This window comes from [Clostridium] scindens ATCC 35704 (genome assembly GCF_004295125.1).
In the GTDB taxonomy this organism is placed as follows: domain Bacteria; phylum Bacillota; class Clostridia; order Lachnospirales; family Lachnospiraceae; genus Clostridium_AP; species Clostridium_AP scindens.
On the sequence record NZ_CP036170.1, the window covers coordinates 2,215,637 to 2,240,593 of the forward strand.

The 24,957-nt window shown below is 42.1% G+C and carries 28 protein-coding genes and 1 pseudogene; 22 read left to right on the top strand and 7 right to left on the bottom strand.

Annotated features, from left to right (window positions below):
- The first annotated feature begins 61 nt into the window (after positions 1-61).
- Entirely contained in the window at positions 62-409 is a 348-nt protein-coding gene (locus tag HDCHBGLK_RS11410; RefSeq protein WP_004607051.1) for a phasin family protein, read from the top strand.
- Positions 402-1,985 carry an ABC1 kinase family protein gene (locus tag HDCHBGLK_RS11415; protein WP_004607050.1) on the top strand — a complete coding sequence of 528 codons (1,584 nt, stop codon included), beginning with the start codon at positions 402-404 and terminating at the stop codon, positions 1,983-1,985. Before HDCHBGLK_RS11410 ends, HDCHBGLK_RS11415 begins: the two co-directional genes overlap by 8 nt.
- Positions 1,986-2,035: 50 nt before the next feature.
- Here HDCHBGLK_RS11415 and HDCHBGLK_RS19425 read toward each other — a convergent pair whose 3' ends face one another.
- Positions 2,036-2,188 carry a hypothetical protein gene (locus tag HDCHBGLK_RS19425; RefSeq protein ID WP_233440663.1) on the bottom strand — a complete coding sequence of 51 codons (153 nt, stop codon included), beginning with the start codon at positions 2,186-2,188 and terminating at the stop codon, positions 2,036-2,038.
- A gap of 346 nt (positions 2,189-2,534) precedes the next feature.
- On the opposite strand from HDCHBGLK_RS19425, the gene HDCHBGLK_RS11425 reads away from it, so the two are divergent.
- Complete coding sequence (locus HDCHBGLK_RS11425) at positions 2,535-3,890, top strand: APC family permease (RefSeq protein WP_004607048.1); 1,356 nt, start codon at positions 2,535-2,537, stop codon at positions 3,888-3,890.
- A 25-nt stretch (positions 3,891-3,915) separates the two neighbouring features.
- Positions 3,916-4,752 carry a riboflavin kinase gene (locus HDCHBGLK_RS11430; RefSeq protein ID WP_004607047.1) on the top strand — a complete coding sequence of 279 codons (837 nt, stop codon included), beginning with the start codon at positions 3,916-3,918 and terminating at the stop codon, positions 4,750-4,752.
- 82 nt (positions 4,753-4,834) lie between these two features.
- Here HDCHBGLK_RS11430 and HDCHBGLK_RS11435 read toward each other — a convergent pair whose 3' ends face one another.
- Complete coding sequence (locus HDCHBGLK_RS11435; RefSeq protein ID WP_004607046.1) at positions 4,835-5,455, bottom strand: HAD family hydrolase; 621 nt, start codon at positions 5,453-5,455, stop codon at positions 4,835-4,837.
- A gap of 242 nt (positions 5,456-5,697) precedes the next feature.
- Between HDCHBGLK_RS11435 and HDCHBGLK_RS11440 the strand changes: the two genes are divergently transcribed.
- The 13 genes and pseudogenes from HDCHBGLK_RS11440 (at position 5,698) to HDCHBGLK_RS11500 (ending at position 18,341) form a co-directional block, all read left to right on the top strand.
- Positions 5,698-6,495, top strand: coding sequence for a class I fructose-bisphosphate aldolase (locus HDCHBGLK_RS11440; RefSeq protein ID WP_004607045.1), 798 nt, complete (start codon positions 5,698-5,700; stop codon positions 6,493-6,495).
- Positions 6,496-6,543: 48 nt separating this feature from the next.
- A complete protein-coding gene (locus HDCHBGLK_RS11445) occupies positions 6,544-7,578 on the top strand; it encodes a zinc-dependent alcohol dehydrogenase (protein WP_004607044.1) in 1,035 nt (344 codons plus the stop codon).
- Positions 7,579-7,700: 122 nt separating this feature from the next.
- On the top strand, positions 7,701-8,654 hold the full coding sequence (locus HDCHBGLK_RS11450; protein WP_004607043.1) for a sugar-binding transcriptional regulator: 954 nt from the start codon (positions 7,701-7,703) through the stop codon (positions 8,652-8,654).
- A gap of 58 nt (positions 8,655-8,712) precedes the next feature.
- Complete coding sequence (locus tag HDCHBGLK_RS11455; protein WP_004607042.1) at positions 8,713-10,062, top strand: APC family permease; 1,350 nt, start codon at positions 8,713-8,715, stop codon at positions 10,060-10,062.
- A 98-nt stretch (positions 10,063-10,160) separates the two neighbouring features.
- A complete protein-coding gene (locus tag HDCHBGLK_RS11460; RefSeq protein ID WP_004607041.1) occupies positions 10,161-11,642 on the top strand; it encodes an aldehyde dehydrogenase family protein in 1,482 nt (493 codons plus the stop codon).
- A gap of 81 nt (positions 11,643-11,723) precedes the next feature.
- Positions 11,724-12,998, top strand: a complete 1,275-nt coding sequence (locus HDCHBGLK_RS11465) for a glycine/betaine/sarcosine/D-proline family reductase selenoprotein B (protein WP_230104871.1) — start codon at positions 11,724-11,726, stop codon at positions 12,996-12,998.
- A 1-nt stretch (position 12,999) separates the two neighbouring features.
- Positions 13,000-14,325, top strand: a complete 1,326-nt coding sequence (locus HDCHBGLK_RS11470; protein ID WP_039909706.1) for a glycine/sarcosine/betaine reductase component B subunit — start codon at positions 13,000-13,002, stop codon at positions 14,323-14,325.
- A 40-nt stretch (positions 14,326-14,365) separates the two neighbouring features.
- Positions 14,366-14,467, top strand: a pseudogene (locus tag HDCHBGLK_RS20210) (AAA family ATPase); the annotation flags it as partial.
- Between the two features lie 263 nt (positions 14,468-14,730).
- On the top strand, positions 14,731-15,573 hold the full coding sequence (locus tag HDCHBGLK_RS11480) for a MetQ/NlpA family ABC transporter substrate-binding protein (RefSeq protein WP_004607036.1): 843 nt from the start codon (positions 14,731-14,733) through the stop codon (positions 15,571-15,573).
- A gap of 6 nt (positions 15,574-15,579) precedes the next feature.
- Positions 15,580-16,548 (top strand): methionine ABC transporter ATP-binding protein, encoded by a 969-nt coding sequence (locus tag HDCHBGLK_RS11485; RefSeq protein WP_004607035.1) that lies wholly within the window; start codon positions 15,580-15,582, stop codon positions 16,546-16,548.
- A 3-nt stretch (positions 16,549-16,551) separates the two neighbouring features.
- Positions 16,552-17,214 carry a methionine ABC transporter permease gene (locus HDCHBGLK_RS11490; RefSeq protein WP_004607034.1) on the top strand — a complete coding sequence of 221 codons (663 nt, stop codon included), beginning with the start codon at positions 16,552-16,554 and terminating at the stop codon, positions 17,212-17,214.
- A gap of 9 nt (positions 17,215-17,223) precedes the next feature.
- Entirely contained in the window at positions 17,224-17,409 is a 186-nt protein-coding gene (locus HDCHBGLK_RS11495; protein ID WP_004607033.1) for a hypothetical protein, read from the top strand.
- 11 nt (positions 17,410-17,420) lie between these two features.
- Positions 17,421-18,341 carry a uroporphyrinogen decarboxylase family protein gene (locus HDCHBGLK_RS11500; protein ID WP_130574598.1) on the top strand — a complete coding sequence of 307 codons (921 nt, stop codon included), beginning with the start codon at positions 17,421-17,423 and terminating at the stop codon, positions 18,339-18,341.
- 263 nt (positions 18,342-18,604) lie between these two features.
- On the opposite strand, the gene HDCHBGLK_RS11505 is transcribed toward HDCHBGLK_RS11500, so the two are convergent.
- The 5 genes from HDCHBGLK_RS11505 to HDCHBGLK_RS11525 all read right to left on the bottom strand — a co-directional run bounded on the left by HDCHBGLK_RS11505 (position 18,605) and on the right by HDCHBGLK_RS11525 (position 21,830).
- Complete coding sequence (locus tag HDCHBGLK_RS11505) at positions 18,605-18,949, bottom strand: hypothetical protein (RefSeq protein ID WP_004607030.1); 345 nt, start codon at positions 18,947-18,949, stop codon at positions 18,605-18,607.
- Between the two features lie 105 nt (positions 18,950-19,054).
- Complete coding sequence (locus HDCHBGLK_RS11510) at positions 19,055-19,855, bottom strand: ABC transporter permease subunit (protein ID WP_004607029.1); 801 nt, start codon at positions 19,853-19,855, stop codon at positions 19,055-19,057.
- Positions 19,848-20,735, bottom strand: a complete 888-nt coding sequence (locus HDCHBGLK_RS11515) for an ABC transporter ATP-binding protein (RefSeq protein ID WP_004607028.1) — start codon at positions 20,733-20,735, stop codon at positions 19,848-19,850. The genes HDCHBGLK_RS11510 and HDCHBGLK_RS11515 overlap by 8 nt, the downstream gene beginning before the upstream one ends.
- The gene (locus HDCHBGLK_RS11520) at positions 20,732-21,358 is read right to left on the bottom strand and encodes a TetR/AcrR family transcriptional regulator (protein WP_004607027.1); all 627 of its coding nucleotides are present in this window, start codon (positions 21,356-21,358) and stop codon (positions 20,732-20,734) included. The genes HDCHBGLK_RS11515 and HDCHBGLK_RS11520 overlap by 4 nt, the downstream gene beginning before the upstream one ends.
- A gap of 106 nt (positions 21,359-21,464) precedes the next feature.
- A complete protein-coding gene (locus tag HDCHBGLK_RS11525) occupies positions 21,465-21,830 on the bottom strand; it encodes a hypothetical protein (RefSeq protein ID WP_004607026.1) in 366 nt (121 codons plus the stop codon).
- A 105-nt stretch (positions 21,831-21,935) separates the two neighbouring features.
- Between HDCHBGLK_RS11525 and HDCHBGLK_RS11530 the strand changes: the two genes are divergently transcribed.
- The 5 genes from HDCHBGLK_RS11530 (at position 21,936) to HDCHBGLK_RS11550 (ending at position 24,950) form a co-directional block, all read left to right on the top strand.
- A complete protein-coding gene (locus HDCHBGLK_RS11530) occupies positions 21,936-22,835 on the top strand; it encodes a DMT family transporter (RefSeq protein WP_004607025.1) in 900 nt (299 codons plus the stop codon).
- The gene (locus tag HDCHBGLK_RS11535) at positions 22,828-23,313 is read left to right on the top strand and encodes an HD domain-containing protein (RefSeq protein ID WP_004607024.1); all 486 of its coding nucleotides are present in this window, start codon (positions 22,828-22,830) and stop codon (positions 23,311-23,313) included. The genes HDCHBGLK_RS11530 and HDCHBGLK_RS11535 overlap by 8 nt, the downstream gene beginning before the upstream one ends.
- Positions 23,314-23,343: 30 nt before the next feature.
- Positions 23,344-23,796, top strand: coding sequence for a GNAT family N-acetyltransferase (locus tag HDCHBGLK_RS11540; protein ID WP_009248112.1), 453 nt, complete (start codon positions 23,344-23,346; stop codon positions 23,794-23,796).
- The gene (gene dtd / locus HDCHBGLK_RS11545; protein ID WP_004607022.1) at positions 23,797-24,243 is read left to right on the top strand and encodes a D-aminoacyl-tRNA deacylase; all 447 of its coding nucleotides are present in this window, start codon (positions 23,797-23,799) and stop codon (positions 24,241-24,243) included.
- A gap of 203 nt (positions 24,244-24,446) precedes the next feature.
- Positions 24,447-24,950 carry a MarR family winged helix-turn-helix transcriptional regulator gene (locus tag HDCHBGLK_RS11550; RefSeq protein ID WP_004607021.1) on the top strand — a complete coding sequence of 168 codons (504 nt, stop codon included), beginning with the start codon at positions 24,447-24,449 and terminating at the stop codon, positions 24,948-24,950.
- Positions 24,951-24,957: the final 7 nt, after the last annotated feature.

Sequence of the window (24,957 nt, forward strand, 5' to 3'; positions counted from 1 at the left end):
AGAATAATGGAGAACAAGCAAACAGGTTTTATTAACAGAAGACAGAAAGGGGAAATGCAGCATGGAGAAACTGGGAGATGGCGTAAAGAAGGTACTGCTGGCTGGCATTGGCGCAGTGGCCGTGACAGCCGAGAAGTCAAGGGAACTACTGGATGAGATGGTAAAAAAGGGAGAACTTACCGTAGAGCAAGGAAAGGTTCTCAATGAGGAACTGAAGCATAACATCAAGAAGACGGTGAAGGAAAATGTCAATGTATCGGTCAAGCTTTCTTCTGCCGAGGAACTGGAAGAACTGGTAAGCCAGATGACGCCAGAAATGCTTGCCAGGCTGAAAGAGCAGATTGCAAGAAAAGAGGCAGAAGTTAAAGCCGATTTAAACGAAGAAGTTGACGGAGCAAGGGATGAGTAAAAAGGAATCAGGCGAATACGGTGCCCGATTAAGAGAGATGACCTCTGTACTGCACAAGCATGGCATAACCAGAGGGGTGACTCCGGAAAAACTTCGGATGATACTGGAAGATCTGGGACCAACTTTTATTAAACTGGGCCAGATTATGTCTATGCATTCGGACATCCTGCCCAAACGGTATTGTGATGAATTGATGCGGCTACAGTCTGAAGTGACGCCGATGCCCTTTGAGGAAGTGACGGAAGTAATCGAGGGAGCATATGGCTGCCCATGGAAGGAAATATTTCTCGAGATTGAAGACACGCCTCTTGGGTCAGCCTCTATTGCACAGGTGCACAAAGCCGTACTGGGCAATGGATGCAAAGTGGTGGTGAAGGTTCAGCGAAAGGGAATCTATGAGACGATGGCAAGGGATATCAGCCTCCTCCACAAAGCAGTAAAGCTTCTGCCGCCGGTCAGCCTCAAAGGCGTAGTGGATCTGGACATGGTTCTGGACGAACTGTGGGCGGTGACGCGCGAGGAGATGAATTTCCTGACAGAAGCAGCAAATATGGAAGAGTTTGCCCGTAGAAATGAAGGAATTGCCTACATCGGCACCCCTGTGCTCTATCAGGAGTATACTACGCTCCACGTGCTGGTCATGGAGTATATTGAAGGATATAGGCTGGATGAAAATGAAGCGCTTATCGATGATGGATATGATTTGAAAGAGATTGGCAGCAAGCTGATAGACAATTATATCAAGCAGGTGATGGAAGATGGGTTCTTCCATGCGGATCCTCATTCGGGCAACGTTAAGATACGGGATGGGAAGATCATCTGGATTGACATGGGCATGATGGGGCGCCTCACCGAGCGAGACCGCGAACTGATTGGAAATGCGGTGCAGGGAATCGCGTTAAATGATATCGGGATGATACAAGAAGCGGTGCTCGCACTGGGAGAATTCAAAGAGAAGCCGGATCAGAACAGGCTATATAAGGATATTGACGGCCTACTTCTTAAGTATGGCAACGTTGATATGGGAAAGATTAACGTGGCAGAGGTCATGATGGATCTCATGGACGTCATGAAGGAAAATAAGATTGCCATGCCCCATGGCCTGACGATGCTTGCCAGAGGCCTGACGCATATGGAAGGTGTTCTTGCAAGCCTGTCGCCGGATATCAATATGGTGGAGATTGCTTCCGCTCATATGGCTGGCGAAGTCTTAAGGAATAAGGACTGGAAGAAGGAAGCAAAGGCTGGAGGAAAGAGCCTCTATCGGTCATTGAAGAAGGCCTTGGATATTCCGGCGCTGACGGCGGATATCATGCATGGCTACTTAAAAGGACAGACAAGGATCAATCTGGATCTGCATGCGGCGGATGATCTGGCCTTGCTTCTTAGGCGTCTGGTCCGCAATATCGTGATGGGGCTATGGGTAATGGCGCTGCTGATCAGTTCCAGCATCATATGTACGACGGATATGTCGCCTAAAATCTGGGGGATTCCTGCGCTGGGAGCCTTTGGCTACCTGATGGCCTTTGGGATTGTCGTGTACGTATTTATAAAACATATTTTTTCGAAAAAATAAAGGATGCAGGGGAAGGATATGCCCCTGCATCCTTTTTGGCAAGCGGATCATTACTGGCAGTATTTTTCCATATCTTCTACGAAGCCTGCAATCTGGGCAGGGTTATAAGGAATATCCAGGGTAAAATCGCTGAATGCGCGTATCTTCTGAAAATACAGATTCGTATCAGGCTCCTCATGGCCGTTTCTGCACATGTGGTACATGGTAACGCAGTCTGTTGTCTTGGTATCTGTACATTCCTTGCAGATCCATTTTCCCAGATAATAATATCTTCCCTCAATATCATATAAGAATCCAGGGATAGCAAAGGAATAATGTGAAAAATGTGGATAACAATAGGCAACGATAGGGGACGGGGCATTTTTAAAAGTGCCCCGTCCCCTATCGCGATTATGTATAAAAAAGCAAGTGAGTATTTGTGCAATATTATCAAAAAAGAAAATAATTGTTGAAAATTGTTGACATATGTTACAAAAGAGCATACTATGAGACAAAAGTAATGCAAAAGTAATAAATATATTACAAATGTAACGAAGAGGAGGACGGTTAATGGACAATATGTCAAACAATGAAAACAATCAGGGCGGCTCATTAGGTCTTTGGACTTGTGTGGCAATGATCGCAGGAGGTATGGTCGGAAGTGCAATCTTCTCATTGTCAGGCTTAACAATGACGGCCGCAGGACCATCAGCAATTCTTACATGGGCAATTGCGGCGGTAATCATGTTATGTTACGGATTGATTTGTGCAGAACTTTCAACAAGATTTCCGAAATCAGGAGGAGTGTTCGTATTTCCTTCTAAGGCACTTGGAAAAACAGAAAAGGAAGGACGTTTGTGGGGATGGATTTCTACATGGGGATATATTAATGCAAATATTGTTGCTATTGCATTTGCAGCGATTTATGTAGGAACATATTTAAGCGTTGGATTCCCGATATTTGAAGGGAAACAGGTTCCGCTGGCAATTGTTTCTATACTTTTTATTTTTGTTTTAAACAGTGTAAAATTCTCACTTGCAGGAAAGGTCAACAACTTATTAGTATTAGGGCTTGTAATAGCAATGGCTGTTTACATTGGCGTTGCATTTACAACAGGAGCATGGGATGGAGCTACATTAACACCGTTCTTCACACAAGGTTCTGCAGGAAGCACAGGTTTTCTTGCGATGGTACCTACAGCAATGGTTGGATATGGCTCTATCGTAGCAATGGCATTCATGGTTTCTGAAGTTAAGAATCCAAACAAGAATGTGCCAAAATCTATCCTTATTGCGTTGATTCTTGTAGTATCTTTATACGTTGGAATTATCTTAGCTACAGTTGGTATGGTATCAGCAGAATATCTTATGGAAAATCCGGGAATGCAGTTTATTCCGTTATATGCAGCAGCGTTTACAAAACTTGCATCTATTCCATGGATATCTAAAGTAATTTCTATTGCTGCCTTGTTTGCACTTTTAACAACAATGCTTACTGTTACCTCTCTTACTTCAAGAGCTGTACAAGCAACTGCAGAAAAAGGACTTATGCCTGCAAAACTGGCAGAGAACAACAAAGCTGGCGTACCGGTATATGCGACAATTTTAATTATGGCTCCATGTTTAGTAATTTCTTGCTTCCCACAGTTAACATCTACAATCGTAAGCTTTGCAGCATTATTTGCAACAGTGACAATCACGATTAATGTTGTTTCACTTCTTGTAGCAAGAAAGAAATTTGATTTACCGGAAGGTGCGTTCCATGCTCCGGGCGGAAAAGTACTTCCAATTGTTGCTCTTGTATTGATCGTTCTGTGCTATATTCCTGATATCATCGGCGGTGGCTGGAAAATCTGGGCATATACAATTGTATGGTATGTTGTGGGATTGATTTATTACAAAGTAAGAAATGGAAAAAACAAATAGAATATAACATAAGAGGAGAAGAGTAATGGGAAAGAAAATGCAGGATACATGTGTAGCATACGGATATTTTGATGGTATGCATAAAGGACATATAAACGTAGCGAAAAAGACGGTAGAGACCGCAAAGGAAAAGGGACTTACATCTGTAGTTGTAAGTTGTAAAAAAGTCGGAGAGGTTCTCTCAACTGAAGAAGAAAAAGAATATTTATTCAAGGAAACAGGCGTACAGGAATTTGTATGCCGGGATTATGAGGAAATGGCGGAAGAAGATTTCATAAAAAATGTACTGGTAGAAGAATATGGTGCAAAAGTAATCGTACTGGGTGAGAATCATTCAAATGTTGCAAAAGTAAAAGAGGCAGCCAAAGTGTGTGGCGCAGAAGTTGTAATATGTGAGGCAGCGAAGGCACAAGATGGAACTGTGATTACTACAGAGGCTGTAAGAACAGCGTTTGACGCTAGCGATTTTGACAAGATTTTAGAACTTTGCGGACATCCATATATCATGATTGGAAGTGTAGAACATGGTAAGGCACTTGGAAGAACAGTTGGAATGCCGACAGCAAATTTAGGTGTTGCGGATGATAAGTTAAAACCACCGAGTGGAGTATATGCAACAAGTGTCAAGATTGATGATGGGGTTTTCAAAGCAATGACAAACATTGGTAAGAGACCATCTGTTGACAACTATGATTATGTGACAATTGAAGCATTTATCCTGGATTTTGCAAGAGATATCTATGGCAAGAAGATTATTCTCGGAGTACGTCAGTTTGTAAGAGGCGTTCAGAAATTTGATAATCTTGAGCAGGTGCAAAAACAGGTACAGAAGGATATTGAGAAAGTACGTGAAGTACTTTAATCTGTAGCAATGTAGTAATGATATAACAGAACATATAATAACAGGAGCCGAAAATGATTTTTCCGGTTCCTGTTTTTTTAACTTATACATATTTCAGCAGATCTTCCGGTGAATTCAGTACAACATCGGTTTTTATAGAGGCAGAATCCTGACATCCCCAGGAAGCGAGTCCAAAATCAATGCCCGCGTGATGAGCGCATTCGCTGTCGGAAAAAGTATCACCGATAAAAAGTGTGGATGTTGGATTGGCATGGAACCGGTTAATACATTCAAGGAGCGGCCGTGGGTCCGGTTTGTGGAATGGTGTGTCGTCTTCGCAGATAATATGTTCAAAGCATGGATAAATAGAATAATTTACAAAGGAACGCCCTAACTGAATGCGTGTTTTGGAGGTTACAATTCCAAGACGAGTGCCTTTTTTATGTAGATTAAAGATTGTTTTTTCCATGTTAGGGAACAGAGATACTTTGTTGAGGGCTTCCATATAGTAGGTCTGACCGATATGTGCCGCTTCTTTCCACCTGTCGCCGGCAAATTTCTGGAGGGTGATGTAGCTTGGGGCGGCAAGAGCGGAATGCAATTCTTCATAACTGTAATCTTTCCCGATAGTAGCCAATAAGGCATTGCGAAGTGAATACAGTATTGCGGGAGCACTGTCCGTCAGGGTTCCGTCAATATCAAAGATGATTGTTGAATAGGGCATTTTATCTGGCCTCCTTTCTCAGATTAAGAGGATAAGGATCTTGATTAATTAAAAAATAGCATAGAAGAAATATCTGGTCAAGAAAAAAGCACTAAAAAAGAAGATGTGTATTTGTGCAATGTTATAAAAAAGAAAATAAATGTCACAAGACATTGACATATGTAACAAAAAGCTATACAATGAGACAAAATTAAACAAAAGTAATATACACATTACAAATGTAACAGAAAGGAAAGAAGAATATGAACACAACAGCAAGAATGAACCACATTTTTAATGAAGATGGAAAAACATTTATTTTGGCAATGGATCATGCGCAGAACTTTAATACATTACCAGCGCTTGCAAATCCAAAAAAATTAGTAAGGGAAATCGCAGCAGCAGGAGCTGACTCTTTCTTATCTACTGTAGGTATGGCAGAACACTTAACAGATTCTTTCCTTGGAAAAGGTATCATCGTAAGAGCAGAAGGCGGTGTTTCTTTCCTGGGAGACAAATCTAAACCAATGCAGATTACAGTAAACGCAGAGGATATTGTACGTATGGGGGCAGATGCAGTTATCACAATGAGTTTCCCGGGATCTAAATTTGAAAATGAAATTTTAAGCAACCTTACACGTGTATGTATGGATATGCACAGATGGGGCGTGCCCGTAGTTGCAGAAGCACTTCCAAGAGGATTCGAGCCCGCAGAAGATTCAAGAACACCAGAAAACCTCACATTTGCATGTCGTCAGAGTGTAGAACTTGGAGCAGATATCGTTAAAACTAACTACACAGGAGATCAGGACAGCTTTAAGACATTAGTAGATTCTACATATAAACCGGTTGTTATCTTAGGCGGAGCTAAGAAAGTTCCAGTTGAAGAACTTCTCCGTGAGATCAAAGATGCCCTTGAAGTAGGCGGTGCAGGAATCGCAATGGGAAGAAATATCTGGGGACATGAGAACCCAGTAGGATACACGGCAGCAATTGCAAAATTAATTCACGAAGATTGCAGTGTTGAAGCAGCTATGAAAGAGATGAACAAACTTTACTAAGATTAACAACGTAGAGGGAAACAAAGAAATATAAAAGGAGAATGAAAAATGGAAACATTTAAAGTAGCGGTTCTCGAAGAAGAAAGAAAGATTGGATATCACGAAGTGGAGAAAAAACAGCCAAAGGACAAACAGGTACTTATCAAAGTAGATTCTTGTGCGATTTGTACTTTGGAACAGAGAGTATATCTGGGAGTCATGAATAGATATCCGTTTGCAGGAGGACATGAAGCAGCCGGAGTTGTAGAGGCTGTTGGTAAAAAAGTAGCAGGTGTAAAACCAGGAGATAAAGTAGCAGTAAGACTTTTGAACTCTTGCGGAGAATGTTACTACTGCAGAAACGGTCATGAAAACCAGTGCGTAAAATCATTTATTGCTGAGACACAGGAATGTGCAATGGGGCCAGGTGGACTTTCTGAGTACATGATGGTAAGCGCTGATGATGTATATAAAGTAGCAGATGATGCAGATTTATCACACATCTCTATCACAGAGCCACTGGCATGTTGTGTACACAGTATCGAAAATGGAAAAATCGAGTTAGGTAACGATGTTGTAGTAATCGGTATTGGTATTATGGGAGCACTTCACATCCAGCTTGCAAAATTAAAAGGTGCAAGAGTTATTGCATGCGAGCTTGACGAAAAGAGACTGGAAGTTGCTAAGAAAATGGGTGCAGATATTCTTATAAACTCTGGAAAAGTTGATGCAGTAGAGGAAGTTAAAAAACTGACAGATGGAAGAGGGGCAGATGCAGTATTCTGTACAGTTCCGGTAGCAGCATTAGCAGATCAGGCTGTGCAGATGACAGGAAAACTTGGAAGAACAGTATTCTATACATCATTCCATCCAGACAAACCGATTGAAATAAGCCCTAATAAAGTACATTCCTCAGAGCAGGTTATTACAGGAACAGTGAATCCATCAAAAAAAGACTTTTTAGCAGCAACAAGACTGTTATCTGCAAAAATCGTAGATGTATCAGAACTGATTTCAGACAGAATGTCTTTGGATGATCTGGAAGCAGCATTTGAAAAAGCTATTTTACCAGACACATACAGAATCGTAGTACAGCCTGAATAATTGAAATTTTTGACGATAAAAGTCAAAAACTACTCAAGTTGGGTTGCGTAAAGGGTGGCTTGAGAAGTACAATAAATCTATCAAAGGTCGGAAATGAGATATAAAGATACGGAGGTAGATTTATGCGACGCAAAAGCATAACTGAAGAACAAAAAAATGAATACCGCAGAGTGGCGTACTATTATTATAAAGAAGGGCTTACACAAGAGGAAATTGCCAAACGAATGAAAATGTCAAGGCAGCGGGTGAACAGAATAATAAGCAGTTGTATAGACTTAGGCATTGTGACAATCAATATAGAAGGATTGGACAACAGTAATCTCGAGCTAGAAACCAAACTAGAGGATAAATATGGACTGAAAGAAGTACGGATTATTAATGAAACGGCGGATGAACAAAAGATACAGGAACTAGGTATTGAAGGGGGAAAATATCTCAGAAGTATTCTGAAAGATAATGATATCATCGGATTCAGCAGGGGGAGGAATACATCAGCATTGGTTGATTTTCTGCCGGAAGATGTAGAGTATCCTCACAATATAACAGTGACTCAGTTAATGGGAAGTGCCATAGAAACAAATGAAAATACAGCAGTTGATGAGACGGTATATCATTTTGCAGCAAAGCTGCACGCAAAGGCATCCCGTTTATATGCACCGATCATATTAAGCAATGAAGAGTTGAGGGATTCTTTCATACAGGAGCCGTATTTTGAAAAAAGCTATGAAGTTATAAAAAAATGTGATATTGCCGTGGTGGGAATAGGAACCGCCTCCAGTCAATGGAAGCATATGATTTCTCTTTATGACATTGCGGATAAGGAACAGACAGAATGGGCGAAAGATGTTGCCGGAGAGGTGTGCACACATTTTTATAACAGTGAAGGAGCAGCAATTGAGCCGCCTTTCAGAAACCGGATTATTTCGATTCTGCTGGATGATTATATGAAAATTCCGGTAAGGATAGGAGTAGCGGGTGGAAAGGACAAGACAGAGGCTATTGCTGCTGCAATAAAAGGTGATTATATCAACGTATTAATAACTGACTTACAGACAGCCAGACAATTAATGGAATAGGGAGAGGAGGAATATTATATTACATGTCCCCTTTACAGTAATGTAATCTATAGGACGCATGTCAAACAATGAAAACAATCAGGGTGGTTCATTAGGACTTTGGACTTGTGTAGCAATGATTGCGGGAGGTATGATCGGAAGCTCAATCTTCTCATTGTCAGGGTTAACAATAACGGCCGCAGGTCCTGGAGCAATTCTTACGTGGGCACTTGCTGCAGCAATCATGTTATGTTATGGACTGGTTTGTGCAGAACTTTCAACAAGATTCCCAAAATCAGGGGGAGTATTCGTATTCCCGTCTAAAGCTCTTGGGAAAACAGAGGAACAGGGCCGTCTGTGGGGATGGTTCTCTACATGGGGATATATTAACTCTAACATTGTTGCAATTTCATTTGCAGCGATTTATGTAGGAACATATTTGAGTGTAGGGTTCCCGATATTTGAAGGAAAACAGATTCCGCTGGCAATCATTTCTATTCTTTTTATTTATGCATTAAACAGTGTAAAGTTCGCACTTGCAGGAAAAGTCAACAACTTATTAGTATTAGGTCTTGCACTGACAATGATTATTTATATCGTTGTTGCATTTGTAAGCGGAGCGTGGGATGGAGCTACATTAACACCGTTCTTCACACAGGGATCAGCCGGAACGACAGGTTTCCTTGCGATGGTGCCTACAGCTATGACAGGGTATGGCTCTATTGTAGCGATGGCATTCATGGTTTCCGAAGTTAGAAATCCGAATAGAAACGTACCGAAGTCCGTACTCATCGCAATGATTATTGTATTGTGCCTGTACCTTGGAATTATCTTATCTACAGTTGGTATGGTATCCGCCGGATTCCTTATGGAAAATCCCGGAATGCAGTTTATTCCATTATATGCGGCAGCATTTACAAAGCTTGCATCTATCCCCTGGATATCTAAACTGATTTCTATCGCAGCTTTACTTGCGCTTTTAACGACAATGCTTACTGTTATGTCTCTTAGTTCAAGAGCTGTACAAGCAGTAGCAGAAAAGGGATTTATGCCTGCAAAATTAGCAGAAAATAATAAAGCAGGTGTACCTTTATATGGAGCTACATTAATCACAGTTCCATGTCTGATAATTGCTTGCTTCCCACAGTTTACATCTACAATCGTAAGTTTTGGAGCATTATTTGCAGCAGTAACAATCAGTATTAATATTATTTCGCTTATCGTGGCAAGAAAGAAATTTGATTTACCTGAGGGGGCATTCCACGCACCAGGTGGAAAAGTACTTCCGGTTGTTGCTCTTGGATTAATTATTCTGTGCTATATTCCTGATATTATCGGCGGCGGATGGGTTATCTGGGCATATTCTATCGCGTGGTATGCTTGTGGATTAATTTACTATAAAGTAAGAAATAGTAAGCGTAATTCGTAAAGGACAGCTATAGTAAGAAGAATAAGAACAGACATTGCAATTAGGATCTCGGAAGGTAATTCCAGATCCTAATTTTTTAAAAGAAGGGAGACACGAGTATGAATCCATATAGTTATGTAAAAAACGAACCATATAAATTATATATTAACGGGGAATTTATTATTCCGGAAAAAGAAGAAACATTCGATGTTATTAATCCGGTCACAAATGAACCTTTTGCCAAAACTTACAAAGCCGGAAAAGGCGAGGTGGAGATGGCAGTAAAGGCGGCAAGAGAAGCTTATGATAACGGACCATGGGGGAAAATGTCTGCAAAAGACAGAAGTAAATTACTCTTAAAAGCCGGAAAGATCTTAGAGAGAAGATTAGAAGAATTTGCATGTATAGAGACTTTGGAATGCGGTAAACTTTTCGGAAGTGTTATGAATTACGAAGGAGCAATGTGTGTAGACGCATTTGAATATTTTGCAGGAAAAACCCGTTGTATCGAAGGAAAAGTCGTTCCGATCGATCATAATACTATCAACTTTGTGCAATGGTATCCACACGGCGTTGTGGGAGAAATCCTTCCGTGGAACGGACCATTTATGATGGGGTGTCATAAAATCTGTGCGATTCTGGCAGCAGGTAATACAGCAATTGTAAAACCATCTTCATGGGCATCACTTAGTATGTTGCTGTTAGCAGAAGTATTTGATGAGGCTGGATTCCCGAAAGGAGTTGTCAATGTACTTTCAGGTTCAGGTGCTGTTATCGGAAATACATTGGTAGAAAGTCCAGATGTAGATATGGTAGCTATGACTGGCGGTACTGACACCGGTAAAAGTATTATCGGATCTTCTAAAGATACTGTAAAAGAAATTGCATTAGAACTTGGCGGAAAGAGCCCTAATATCGTATTCGGCGATGTTGATGTAGATGATGTTGTAAAATGGGCAAGATGGGCATTTACCCTTAATTCTGGCCAGGTATGTGTATCCGGTACACGTCTGATTCTTCATAGAAGTATCTATGAAGAGTTTCTTGCCAAATTAAAAATAGAAGCAGAAAGAATGGTTCCGGGTGATGGGTTTGATCCAAAGACTACGCTTAGCACGCTGATACATAAAGACCATGCATCAACTGTATGGGATTACATCCAGAAAGGAAAAGACGAAGGTGCAAGGCTGATCTGCGGCGGAGAGCCATATGAAGATGAAAACCTGAAAAAAGGAAACTTTGTTCCGGTAACTGTATTTGCAGATGTAACAACAGATATGACAATCTTCCAGGAGGAAATCTTCGGACCGGTACTTTGTGTAACGCCATTTGATACAGAGGAAGAAGCGATCGCAATTGCAAACTCTACAAAATACGGTCTTGCAGGGGGAGTATTTACAAAGGATATCAAGAAAGGCCTCAGAGTAGCACAGGCTATCGATGGTGGACAGATTTATGTAAATTCTTACTTCAGCAAAGGAATGATCGAATCACCAGGTACTGGATGGAGAGAAAGTGGACTTGGGGTTGCAGGTATTCAGAAATATATGATTTCAAAGACAATTTTCGTGGACACAGAAGACGGAAGTGTACCATATTAAAAATACAGGAGGCGCGTTATGGCTAAGTTAAGAGCAGTTTATTATATTAATCAGTTCTATGCCGGTATGGGCGGCGAAGAGATGGCTGATACAGGATTACATATCCTGGAAGAGAAAAAAGGTCCTGCACTTGGCATGGAACCAATGTGGAAAGGCGAAATGGAAATTGTAAAGGTATTAGTGTGTGGAGATAATTTTATCAATACAGATACTAAATTTGAGGAAGTTCTTCCAACAATTAAAGCGGAGATCCAGGCAAGTGACCCGGATGTATTCATAGCAGGACCGGCATTTAATGCAGGCCGTTACGGAGTTGCATGTGCGAAAATGTGTGATTACGTGAAAAAAGAGCTTGGAATTCCAAGTGTGACAGGTATGTGGTGGGAAAACCCGGCGGTTGGTATGTATGGGAAAGATAACTACATCATTTCTACAACAGAGACTGCAAGTGGAATGAGAAAGTCTCTTCCAAAAGTAGCGGCTCTGGCATTAAAACTGGCAAAGAAAGAAGAAATCAAAGCAGCAAGATTTGAAGGATATCTCCCAACAGGGCATCGTTACAATGAATATCATGAAAAAACAGGTGCAAGACGTGTAACAGAAATCTTATTAGATAAGTTGTATAATCGTCCATACAAGACAGAAGTACCGCTTAGAGGATTCGAACAGGTACTACCGGCAGCTAAGGTTGAGAATCTTGCAGATACAACCATCGCACTTTTTACAACTGGTGGTCTTGTACCAGTAGGCAACCCGGATAAATTAAAACAAGCCTTCTCTGTAAATTATGGAAAATACAGCATTGAGGGACTTGATGAACTGAAAAAAGGTGTTTATGAGTCTATCCATGGCGGATATGATACAACAGACGCAAGTAATGATCCACATCGTCTGATTCCACTTGATGTTATGAGAGATTTAGAAGCAGAAGGAAAGATCAAATCTGTATTTGATTACTTCTATACAACTTGCGGAGTTGGTACCAACGTAGAGACAAGTAAAGAGATGGGGCGCAAACTTGCAGAAGATCTGAAGAAATCTGGTGTAAGTGCGGCAATCTTCACTTCTACTTGAGGCACTTGTACTCGTTGCTGTGCAACGATGGCTAAAGAGCTTGACAGGGCTGGTATACCAGTTGCTCATATTACAGCATTTACGTCAATCGCTCTCAGTGTTGGTTCTAACAGAATTGTATTTGGCGGAGACTTTACTTCCCCAAGTGGTAATCCGGACCTTCCAATTGACAGAGAAAAAGCATACAGAAGAAGAATCATTGATAAATGTTTAGAGGTTCTGACACAGGATGTAGCTGAGCCGACATTATTTACAGTAGATAATGAAAAGGAGAGTGAGTAACATGAAGAAAATGAGTAAAACATTGACTCGTCAGTATTTTGACATTAAAGATGCAAGGTTCGCAGATAAGACATCTCTGGAAAATGGCGTGTTATCAATCTCCAAAGAGGAATTAAAAGCAGAGGTCCAGTCCTTGATGAAAGCTGTAAAATCTGTAGATTTTGAAATTGTAAAACCGGGTGAAAATACGCGTATTATTCATTTGCTGGATACTCTGCAGCCGATGATTAAGATTGAAGGCGAAGGACAGCAGTATTCTGGATATTTTAGTGATCCACATATGGTAGGCGAAGGAACAACAAATCTTTTAAAAGGATTTGCAGTAATGGAAAGTGCTGCTCTCCCATGGGATGAGTCGAGTGCAAGTTCTGGTCTTCTCTACCCAAGAGATGCCATTATAGATATGCAGGGACCAATCGCTGATGTCACACCATTTTCCAAGACAATCAACCTTGTAATCGTATATGAATTAGAAGAAGGAAAATCTTCTATCGAGTATGATACAGATATTCGTAACATTGGAATCAAGATATCTACTTATCTGGCTGCTGTAACAAAAGATATGGAACCAGACAGTAAAGAAGATTTCTCTATTGATGAAGTGAACCCGGATCTTCCGAATGTAGTATTCGTGTGGAATTCTCAGAACCAGGGGCCATATTCCAATACGTTTATCTATGGACATCCGATTGATAACCTTGTACCGACACTGTTCCACCCAAACGAGCTGATGGACGGATGCGTAGTAAGCGGTAACTATGTGTGGCCGGCATTCAAGGTTCCGACATACTTGTATGTAAACAGCCCGATTCTGCTTGAGTTATACAAAGAACATGGTAAAACAATCAACTTCCGTGGAGTAATCTTCGGCAGAAGCCATAACCCATCCAACTGGCACAAAACAAGATGTGCGCAGATAGCAGTCAAGATTGCACAGTACCTGGACGCAGACGGACTTATTATGGCATGGGAGGGCGGCGGAAATGCTGCAGTAGATGGTATGCTTACAATCCAGTGTGCGGAGAAGCACGGAATCAAAGCATCTACGATTACTTTTGAGTTCGGCGGAGTAGATGGTACAGAGGGTATTCTTCTTGTAGATGATGTACCGGAAGCTGATGCTGTTATCAGCGGGGGTTCTATTGAAAAACCATTTACAATTCCAGATGTTGACCGTGTTGTCGGCGGAGATGTACTTCGCCTTAATAAAGAATCCGGTGGATTCTTCCCACCGTCTGACAAAGCGTTAAAATTTGAACAGACGACACACCTGTATACAGGAGGAAATCAGGCAGGGGCAAGTACCCTGTTTGCAGAACAGTACTAGAAACAATAGGGGTGGGTGTAGGAGCATCAAGAGTACAAGATTGGATGGATTTGAGAGTAATAAGGGACTTGTACTCTTGGCAGCAACGAACCGTCCGGAGATTCTAGACCCGGCACTTCTTAGACTGGGACGTGAAGAAAGACCGTGTCATGAATCAGGAAGAACGTATTGCTATGACACCAGTGGAGACGGCAGAAGATATAAAATCTTAATAGCTATGATAGACCCAGCGTTGATTGACGTTGGGTCTTTTTATATAGAAAGTTTTTATTTTATGACACAAATATACGTATGGTCAATAATTAGAAGAATATATAAAAAGAAGCGATTAGACATTCTTTTTTTTATGTCTGATAATTAATAAGGCACGGTAAGTGTAATCTGATTGTACAAAGGAGAAGAGAGATGAAGAAAATTATTTCGAGCATGTTAATCGTAGTAATGTTTGCGACAATGCTGGTGGGATGTGGAAAACAGACGGAAGAAAACAAAGAAACCAAGACAGAGGAAAAGAAGAAAATCGTTATGGGAGGTCCTGCCATGTTCATGGATTATATCGATTTCCTTCCAGAAGTTATGGCAGAAAAAGGATATGAAGTGGAAATTCAGGTATTTGATGATGTGGTAACACCGGATAATGCTTTGGCAGAAGGTTCTATTGATGCTAATTTCTATCAGCACAAGCCATATCTGGATGCTTATAACGAAGCTAATGGAACGGACTTATATGCGTGTGAGCCATATATTATGGCGTCTTATGATTGTGTAGTCAGCAAAAAGTATACAAGTTTAGATGAACTACCAGACGGCGCAAAAGTAGCAATTTCAGATGATGCGAGCAATTTGTCTGCAAATCTGCACAGCCTGGAGTTCCTGGGATTAATTGAATTAAAAGATATTCCGGAAGGCTCTTATTATACAACATTTGATATCACAAAGAACCCAAAAAATCTGGAGTTTGTTGAAGTTGAGATGAATTCTAAATATGCGATTCTAGATGATGTGGACATTGCAATGGTATTCTACAGCAATAAATCAGCAGAAAAATATCAGTGTAATATATTGAAAATCTTAGATGATGATCCGGTTGTTGCATTCCCGGTAATCGTAGCTGTAGATGGTAAGAATAAGGACCAGCAGTGGGTGAAAGACATGATGGAAGCTATGACTGGCGAGGAAATGAAAGCAAAACTTGATGAATTAAACACACCGAATAAAGCATGGAGAGTTCTTTTTGAAGAGAAGTAAGTTGTTATGATAGAAATTTGTGATTTAAATAAATCTTTTGGAGAGTTAAATGTATTAAAAAATATAAATCTTACAATACCAACAGGTGAAATATACGGACTTGTTGGCAGAAGTGGGGCTGGAAAGTCGACATTGCTGCGCTGTATGAATGGGTTGGAAGGATATGATTCAGGCAGTGTGAAGATAGATGGCATCGAAGTAAAAGACAGAGATAAAGATGAGATGAGAGATCTTCGCAAAGAAATGGGAATGATTTTTCAGACATTTTCATTGGTAAGCAGACGTTCTGTTTACCAGAATGTTGCGTTGCCATTAAAGTGTTGGAAATATCCTAAACAGGAAATAGATAAACGTGTAAAAGAATTACTTGAGTTAGTAGAAATTACTGAGAAAGTAGATGAACGCCCGGAAGTGTTGTCGGGAGGACAGAAGCAGCGGGTCGCTATCGCAAGAGCATTAGCCCTGAATCCGAAGATACTGCTATGTGATGAAGCGACTTCTGCATTAGATCCGAAGACTACGCAGTCCGTGCTGAATCTTCTGCAGGATATTAATCGTAAATTAGGTCTTACAATTGTCGTAGTAACTCATCAGATGGAAGTAATTCGTAGCTGTTGTGATAATGTTATGATTTTGGAAAATGGAAAGATTTCTGAACAGGGTTCGGTAAAAGAGATATTCTTGAGAAGACCTGTGGCTCTTCTTAATTTGCTGGGTGAGAATTCTTATCTGAAAGGAAATTATGACCAGATGATTTCGTTTTTAATAAAACAGGATCAGACAGATGTTATCTCATACCTATTTAGTACATATCCCGGACATATCAAAATTGTAGAAACAAGTACGAATGAGTATCAGAATAATGTGTACACACAGTATACAATAGAACTGGATTTGCCAGAAGAATGTCGGAAAATAAAGCAGTTTTTGATACAAAGCATATTTTATGGGTGCAGCCTGAAGAGAGGAGGCTAAAGGATGGAACGGCTTAGCTTATCTGAATATATAACCAAAGTTGTCTGGCCTGCATTTGGAGTGACAATGCGGATTCTGATTGCAACGGTTATTCTGGCAACCATATTAGGGCTTATCATGGCTATGCTTCTTACGGTTACAAAGAAGGATGGAATAAAGCCTAATAAATTTATTTTCAATACACTGGACTTTCTTATTAATATTATACGCTCTTTTCCGTTTTTGATATTATTGGTTTCACTTGTACCGGTGACGAGATTTATTATGGGAACATCTATCGGGGAAAGAGCAGCTATTTTTCCACTGACAGTGTCAATGTCTCCTTTTGTTGCACGATTAATTGCGTCTCATATGGACAGTGTCGAAAAACAATTGATAGAGGCGGCGCAGTCCTTTGGTGCTCTGCCACGCCAGATACTGTGGCATGTTATTATGGTAGAAGCTGTTCCTGGAATTGTATCAGTTATAAGTTTTACATTTGTGACAGGATTAGGAGCAACAACAGCTGCTGGTATGGTCGGTGCAGGTGGACTGGGAAGTATTGCAATGCGGTATGGGTATAGCAATTTTAATGATAAAATTATGTATTCCACAGTTTTAATTCTAATTATTCTAGTTCAGATTATTCAATACATTGGAGATTGGGTTTATAGAAAGGTGAAATAGGGTGGAAGGATGACATATGAAGAGTTGCTTCGAGAAATGGAGAAGCAAAAGGATGAAATGACGGTAATGGAGCGTATGATGGAGTACGCGAAAGGAAATGAAGTGGACCATATTCCGTATATGCTTTGTGGAGCAGATACGGCGGCTAATATGTATGGATATACATTGAGCAGTATCGAGAATCATTGGATGTGAGATTTGATATTATGGAAAAGATGAATAAAGAGTTTGGTACAGCGGCAGTAGGAATCGGAGTTGGCTTGAAGTCAATTGGAGAAGCAGTAGGCTCTACTCTGCGTTATCCGGAGGATGGTTTGGATTTTGTAACAGATCATATATTAAAGGATTATGACCAGCTTGATGATATGAAGGTAGTGGATCCATATAAATGTTCAAACCTCAAGAAGATCATGGATGATTTTAGAAAATCAAAAGAAAGATTCCCCAATTGGGGGTCAGGAAACAATGTGGCAGGTCCTATGACAACAGCTACATCTATACGGAGTCTTGAGGCAATCTTAAAGGATAGTGTAAGACGTAAAGAAGATCTGCATAGATTGTTAGATTACTGTGTAGAATGTAATTTGAGCTGGATACGTGCTGTGACAAAAGAATTCGGAGTGCTTCCGGTTAACATTGCAGAACCGGCAGCTTCTCTGAGTGTGCTGAGTAAAAAGCAGTTCCTGGAATTTGAAAAGCCTCACTTGCAGGATATGATTGCTGGTATCAAGGAAATTACAGGCAGAATGCCTACAACACATATATGTGGAAAAACGAAAGGAATATGGGAAGATTTGATCGAGATGGGCTTTACATCTTTAAGTGTTGATAATAGCGAAGATCTGGAAGAAGTAAAGCATTGTGTGGGAGATAGAATGAGAATTTCCGGTAATGTTCCGCCAGTAGAAGTGTTGAAGTATGGAACAATTGATGAAGTTATTGCGTCTGTAATTAGTTGCTTGAAAAAAGGAAGTGACAGTCCGATGGGTTATGCTTTAGCAGCAGGATGCCAGGTTCCGCCAGGAGTACCAAGAGAGAATTTGTATGCATATATCTATGCGGCAAGGAAATACGGAAGGGGAGCGAAAAAAGGCTGTCTTCCAAAAGGACTAAGTGAAACTGTATAGTAGTATTTTATATTATTTATGTCAAAAATAGGGGCTGTAAAAAAAGTCCCCTAAAAGAAAAATCGCTGAGGTCGTGAGACTTCAGCGATTTTTGGGTATAATTAATTATGCTAAAAATAAAAAATACCAATATCCGTATCTTCTCGACGGCATGAAAACTCCTTCTTACCTTTATGCGAATCAAACGGGATTACATGGGAAATGATCAGCTTATTCCGGCGTACAACTTCCAGGCTGCCATATCCTTTTTGGCAAGCGGATCATTACTGGCAGTATTTTTCCATATCTTCTTCGAAGCCTGCAATCTGCCTGGCAAGGGACTCTCTGTGTGCATCAGTCAGGGCCGCTGCCAGAGCTGCCATATTCTCTTCAATCTGGGCAGGGTTATAAGGAATATCCAGGGCAAAATCGCTGAATGCGCGTATCTTCTGAAAATACAGATTCGTATCAGGCTCCTCATGACCGTTTCTGCACATGTGGTACATAGTAACGCAGTCTGTTGCCTCGGTATCTGTACATTCCTTGCAGATCCATTTTCCCAGATAATAATACCTTCCCCCAATATCATACAAGAATCCAGGGAGTTTTAATAATTTTTCCACCATCATTGAACGATACCTCCTTTATCTAAATACAACAGTAGCAAATATGGCGGGAAAAAGCAAGCCTTCTGAAGACTTCTGGCGGAGAGGGAGATTCGCCTGCTTCTGCGCCTATATAGACAGGTTCTTCCGGCTGAAATGCGCGATTGCGATCAGGTAGCAAAGAATCCCGACGGCATACAGGATCAGGCATCCGAGAAAGGCATCGCTTTTGGAGGTGGCCAGGCCGTCCGGATCAAAGAGGGTGAGCGGCGTAGCGTACTTTAGATTCTCAAATTTGTCCCCTACCTGGGAAATCATCTGCATCAGGATGGAGTACACAACGATTGCAGACGATGCTCCCGTGCAGTATCTGCTTTCATTAAAAAGGCAGGAAAAGAAGAAGCAGATTCCCCCAAAAAAGAGGAACAATCCCAAAAGCCCGACATTTACCCGCAGGAAGGCGGTCTTTTCCAACTTGCCGGGGAAGAGCGCTTCACTAACGATAAGTATCAAGAGAGTGACGTATACTGCCATCGCAAGAAGGCAGGCGACCATGAAAAAGGCCTGTGTCCCTGCCAGCTTGCTTCGCTTATGAGGAACGGACAGCAAATATGCCATAGAGCCATTGTCTACATATCTTGCAATAAGCCGGTTGGATAGGAGGATGATGAAGACTCCTGGAAACGCTGTAAACAGTATACCATATAAATAGCCTATGATAGACTCCAACAGCGTGGTTCCTACATCTGCCATTCCAAACGCGGAGAACAACTGGGGCATGCTCTCGGCCATGGCTCGCAGGCTGTCGCCAAGCTTAGGGTCGAACATGGCAATGATCATGCAGGAATACATGCTTAAAACGGCAAGAAATATGAGAAGCAGTATATAGTTGGATTTGAATTCTTTTTTTAATAAGGTCGTGTTAATCATCTTCCTTCCCTCCGTAAAAATGCATGAATATTTCCTCCAGCGACTGGGTCTTTATATCCAGATCAGCCACAGAATACTCGGAAGCCAACTTAACCAAGGCATCCATATTGCCCTTAATCTTGACGGTGACGGATTCCCCGTTCCGGCGGGCAGAAGGCATTCTGGATGCAAAGTCCAGGGCCATTTCCGCGGAGGGGAATTTTAATTCTACGATCTTACGCTTGTTCTGGCGAAGTTTTTCTATATCCTCCACTGCTGCCAGACGTCCTTCACGTATGATGGCGGCGCGGTCGCAGGTACGCTCCACCTCTTCAAAGATATGAGAGGACAGAAGGATCGACTTACCCTTCTTCTTCTCGTCAAGAATCAGGTCGATGAAGGCGCTTTGCATCAGAGGATCCAGGCCACTGGTGGGCTCATCCAGTAAAAGGATGTCAGGATCCTGCATAAAAGCACATACGATACCTATTTTCTGCTTGGTTCCTTTGGACATTTTCTTGATCTTGGGAGAAGGATCCAGTTCAAACTGCTCCATCAGCTGACGGGCGCGGCCAAGTTCCTTCATGCCCTTCATCCGCGCAATGAACCGGATGAATTCCATGCCGGTCATAGAGTCGATGAACGCGATTTCCCCGGGAAGATAACCAACAAAGCGCGCAATCTGGTCTGCTTCCTTGAAGCAGTCTTTTCCCAGAATCAAGACCTTGCCTTTGTCAGGCTTTAGGAATCCCATCAGCTGGCGGATGGTAGTGGTCTTTCCGGCGCCATTGGGGCCGAGGAAGCCCAGGACTTCCCCGCGCTTTACCTGGAAGGCAATGTCAAAGACGCCCCGGCCGCCGCCGTAATCTTTGGTTATATCCTGAATGTCTATAATGTTCATGCCAGATATTCCTCCTTGTATACGAATTTGCGGAACATATCCATCCATTTCGTGAATTCGGTCATCAGTGCGTCCATATCCGGTTCCTGATTCAGCATGCGGATTTCATGCAGATAGCCGTCTGCCATCCAGATCAGCATCTTGCAGATCTCATGGGGGGATATGCCATCCTTGAATTTGCTGGCATCTATATGGCTGAAATAAGCCTGATAGATCACATCCTGCTGGACGAAATTATGATTCCTGAGGTCATTCGAAACATCCTCTTTCTCAGAGTAAAATGCCCGCATGGCAAAATCCATGATATAGGGGCTGCCTTGCTCCATTACCTTTGCTTTTTGACGGGCCGCGTATTCCAGAAGTTCAAAGAAATCGGTAATATTAAGAATGTCCCTGTCAGGTAACTGTTCCTTCATCACATCCATGATATAGTCATAAAGATACAAATACAGTTCCTTCTTATTATGAAAATAATAGAACAGAGAGCCTTTGGAAATCCCTGCTTTTGCGGCGATCAGGTCGGTGGAAGCGTGCTTGTAATCGTACTTGGAAAATACTTCTATGGCTGCGTTGATGATCTGATGGCGTTTTTCTTCTGGAAGGGCAAAGAATTTTTCGTTCATATAACCTCCTTTATATAGCCGGCGTTGGCCGTTCACCGGTCTTATTGACTGGAATGGTCATTCCTTAAATATCAGAATACCTGATTGACTGGAATTTACAACCCCTTTACGAGCAATTTCTTCTATTTTTCAAAGCAGTTTTCCAGGACTGATGGAAGAGCCAGCCGCCAAAGACCGTGGCTGCGATATAGGAGAGGATTCCGGCCTCATTGCCCCATAAGCGTACGATATCACGGAACACGATCTGGTTCATATAATAATGAGGTCTGATATAGAACATATTGATAGCGTCATAATGTACCCACGGAATTACCAGGCACAGATACATGGGGATGCTGCATGGCTGAAATGGAAAATACCACCAGTTATATTGCCTGTGGTTCAGGATATAAGTAAGGCACCATTGCTTCCATAACTCGCTTAAAAGTATCAGGATGCCGCAGTATAGGTAAAAATGATTCTGCTTCCTCATATCAGATAATCTCCTTGCTTTTATTATACACAAATAAATGGCATTATGCTATAATACGGATAGTTGTCTGCTGACAAAAGAAATATAGATATCGGAGTGAGCGTTATGAAAATTAAAAATGGAATTATGCTGGTGCTGACCGCATTTATATGGGGGACGGCCTTCGTGGCCCAAAGCGTTGGGATGGACTATTTGGGGCCTTTTACTTTTAATGGCGTGCGAAGCCTGATTGGCGGCGCAGCGCTGCTTCCCTGTATCTGGCTCTTTCAGAAGGGAAATGGCAAAGACCCGGAGAAACGCAGCGGTGGCGCCAGAAAGGATCTGATCGCAGGCGGAATTGCCTGCGGGTTTCTTCTGTTTGCGGCCAGCAGCCTGCAGCAGATTGGAATCCAGTATACTACGGCAGGAAAAGCAGGATTTATCACTGCGTTTTACATCGTGATCGTCCCGGTGCTGGGGATATTTCTTCACAAGAAGATCGGATGGAAGGTCTGGGGGGCCGTGACCATAGCGCTGGCGGGACTGTACTTCCTCTGCATTACGGAGAAGGTTGCGATGGGAAAGGGGGATATCCTAATATTCCTATGTGCTCTTGTATTTTCCATTCATATACTGGTGATTGACTATTTTTCACCCAAGGTGGACGGAGTGAAGATGTCCTGCATCCAGTTCTTCGTCTGCGGCATCGTATCCCTGCCGCCCATGTTCTTTAAGGAGACGCCGAAGATCGGGGCTATGGTGGAAGGGTGGGCGCCGCTTTTATATGCGGGCGTGCTGTCCTGCGGCGTGGCTTACACTTTGCAGATCATTGGCCAGAAGAACGTGAACCCGGCGGTCGCTTCATTAATCTTAAGCCTGGAGTCCTGCTTTTCCGTGTTAGCCGGATGGATGGTACTGGGAGAAAAACTTTCCGTGAGGGAATCCGTAGGATGTGTCCTGATGTTTGCCGCGATTATTCTGGCACAGCTGCCGGATAGGAAGAAGGAGGTGCTGCAATATGAATAATCAGCTGATCATGGAGATGACACGATATTATAGCGGGGATCCAAAACATATCCAGCATTTTATGAAAGTCTATGCATATGCCAGGATGATCGGCGAGATGGAGAGGCTTGACAGAAAGACGCAGCACATGCTCGAGACGGCGGCAATCGTCCACGATATAGGGATTAAGGAAAGCATGGAAAAATATGGAGACAGTGCTGGGCATCATCAGGAGCAGGAAGGTCCTGCGGTGGCGGAGAATATGATGGGGCGTTTGGGTTATGAAGAAGATGTTATTAAAAGGGTCTGCTATCTGGTAGGCCATCATCATACTTATCAGGACATAGAAGGCCTGGACTATCAGATCCTGGTGGAGGCGGACTTCCTGGTGAACCTGTATGAGAATGGCTCATCCAAAGAGACGGCTCGTGAGGTCCTTTACAGAGTATTTGTTACAGAAAGTGGAAAAGATATCCTAAGGAATATGTTCCTTGCTTGATATGAAACTATGAAAAAGGAGAAAATGGCAATGATCAGAGAAATCAGAGAAGAAGATAAGCAGCTGTATATGGATTTAACGGAAGAGTTTTATAATTCCGAAGCCGTGCTTCATCCGATTCCGGAAGCATACCGAGAGGCGACCTTTCATGAGATGATGCGCTCGCAAGATTATGTAAAGGCCTATATTCTGGAAAAAGATGGGCAGGCCGCAGGCTATGGTCTGACCAGCTATACATTTTCACAGGAAGCTGGCGGCAAGGCAGTATGGCTGGAAGAATTGTATATCCGCCCCCAATTTCGCTGTCATGGACTGGGAAAGGAGTTCTTTGCCTACGTGGATGAACAGATTGCCCCTAAGGTAATGCGCTTGCGGCTTGAGATCGAGCCGGATAACCTGAGGGCCAAGAAACTCTACCTGGCAATGGGATATGAGGATCTTCCTTATGCACAGATGATAAAAGAAGTACAGGAGGTACAGTAGATGCGTTTTGTAATACAGAGAGTGTCCGAAAGCGAGGTTAAAGTAGACGGACAGGTAATTGGAAAGATCGGGAAAGGCTTTATGGTGCTGATTGGCGTATGCGATACCGATACCAGGGAAATTGCAGACAAGATGGTTAAGAAGATGCTGGGGCTTCGGATATTCGAAGACGAGGAAGGAAAGACGAACCTATCGCTGGATACGGTGGGCGGAAGCCTCCTTCTGATCTCGCAGTTCACGCTGTACGCAAACTGCAAGAAAGGAAACCGTCCAAGCTTCATCGAGGCCGGAGAGCCGAAGATGGCGGAAGATATGTATGAGTACATTATCGGGAAATGCAAAGAACAGGTAGAAGTGGTAGAAAGAGGCCGGTTTGGCGCTGATATGAAGGTAAGTTTGGTAAACGACGGGCCGTTCACGATTATACTGGATTCGGAGAAGCTGTAGGCTAAGTGGACACGTAACACTTTTCAAAAGTGTTACGTGTCCACTTAGCTTTTTTGGTTAAAATATCTAATTAAATTTCTGTAAAAAGTTATAGTGAATTCTTAAATAAATATAAATACATTGACATTTATGGTAATATTGACTAATATAATCGTTAGATATCTAACTAATTGTTGGATTAGACTTTTGAGAGGAGGCGCATCATGCAGGATACAAAGGATGTATCTGTCTTTATACTGCTGTTCCAGATACAGCATCTAAGCAGATATCATGCCATGAAACGGCTGGAGGAACTGGAATTAAAGCCAGGGCAGGCCGGAATATTATTTACATTAAATGTGGAAGGGGTACTCTCCCAGCGGCAGCTGGCCGAGAAAATTGGGATTACGCCTCCGTCCATGACGGTTGCCTTAAGAAAACTGGAAGAACGGGGATACGTTCTGAAGGAGCCTGACGGCAGAGACCAGAGGATCATCAGAATCCGCCTTTCAGAGAAGGGGAAAAAATGTGTAGAAGACCTGAAGAAGGTTATGGGAGATATGGAAGAGATTATCTATCAGGGAATGTCCCGGGAGGAGAGACTGCTGCTGAAGCGCCTGCTTCTGGAAATGCGAAAGAGTCTGATGGATTCGAAAGACTTTAAGGGGATGGATATGTGCTCTATCATGGAGAAGACCCGTCCGTCCAAGGGACCTAATGATTTCTAGAAAAGAA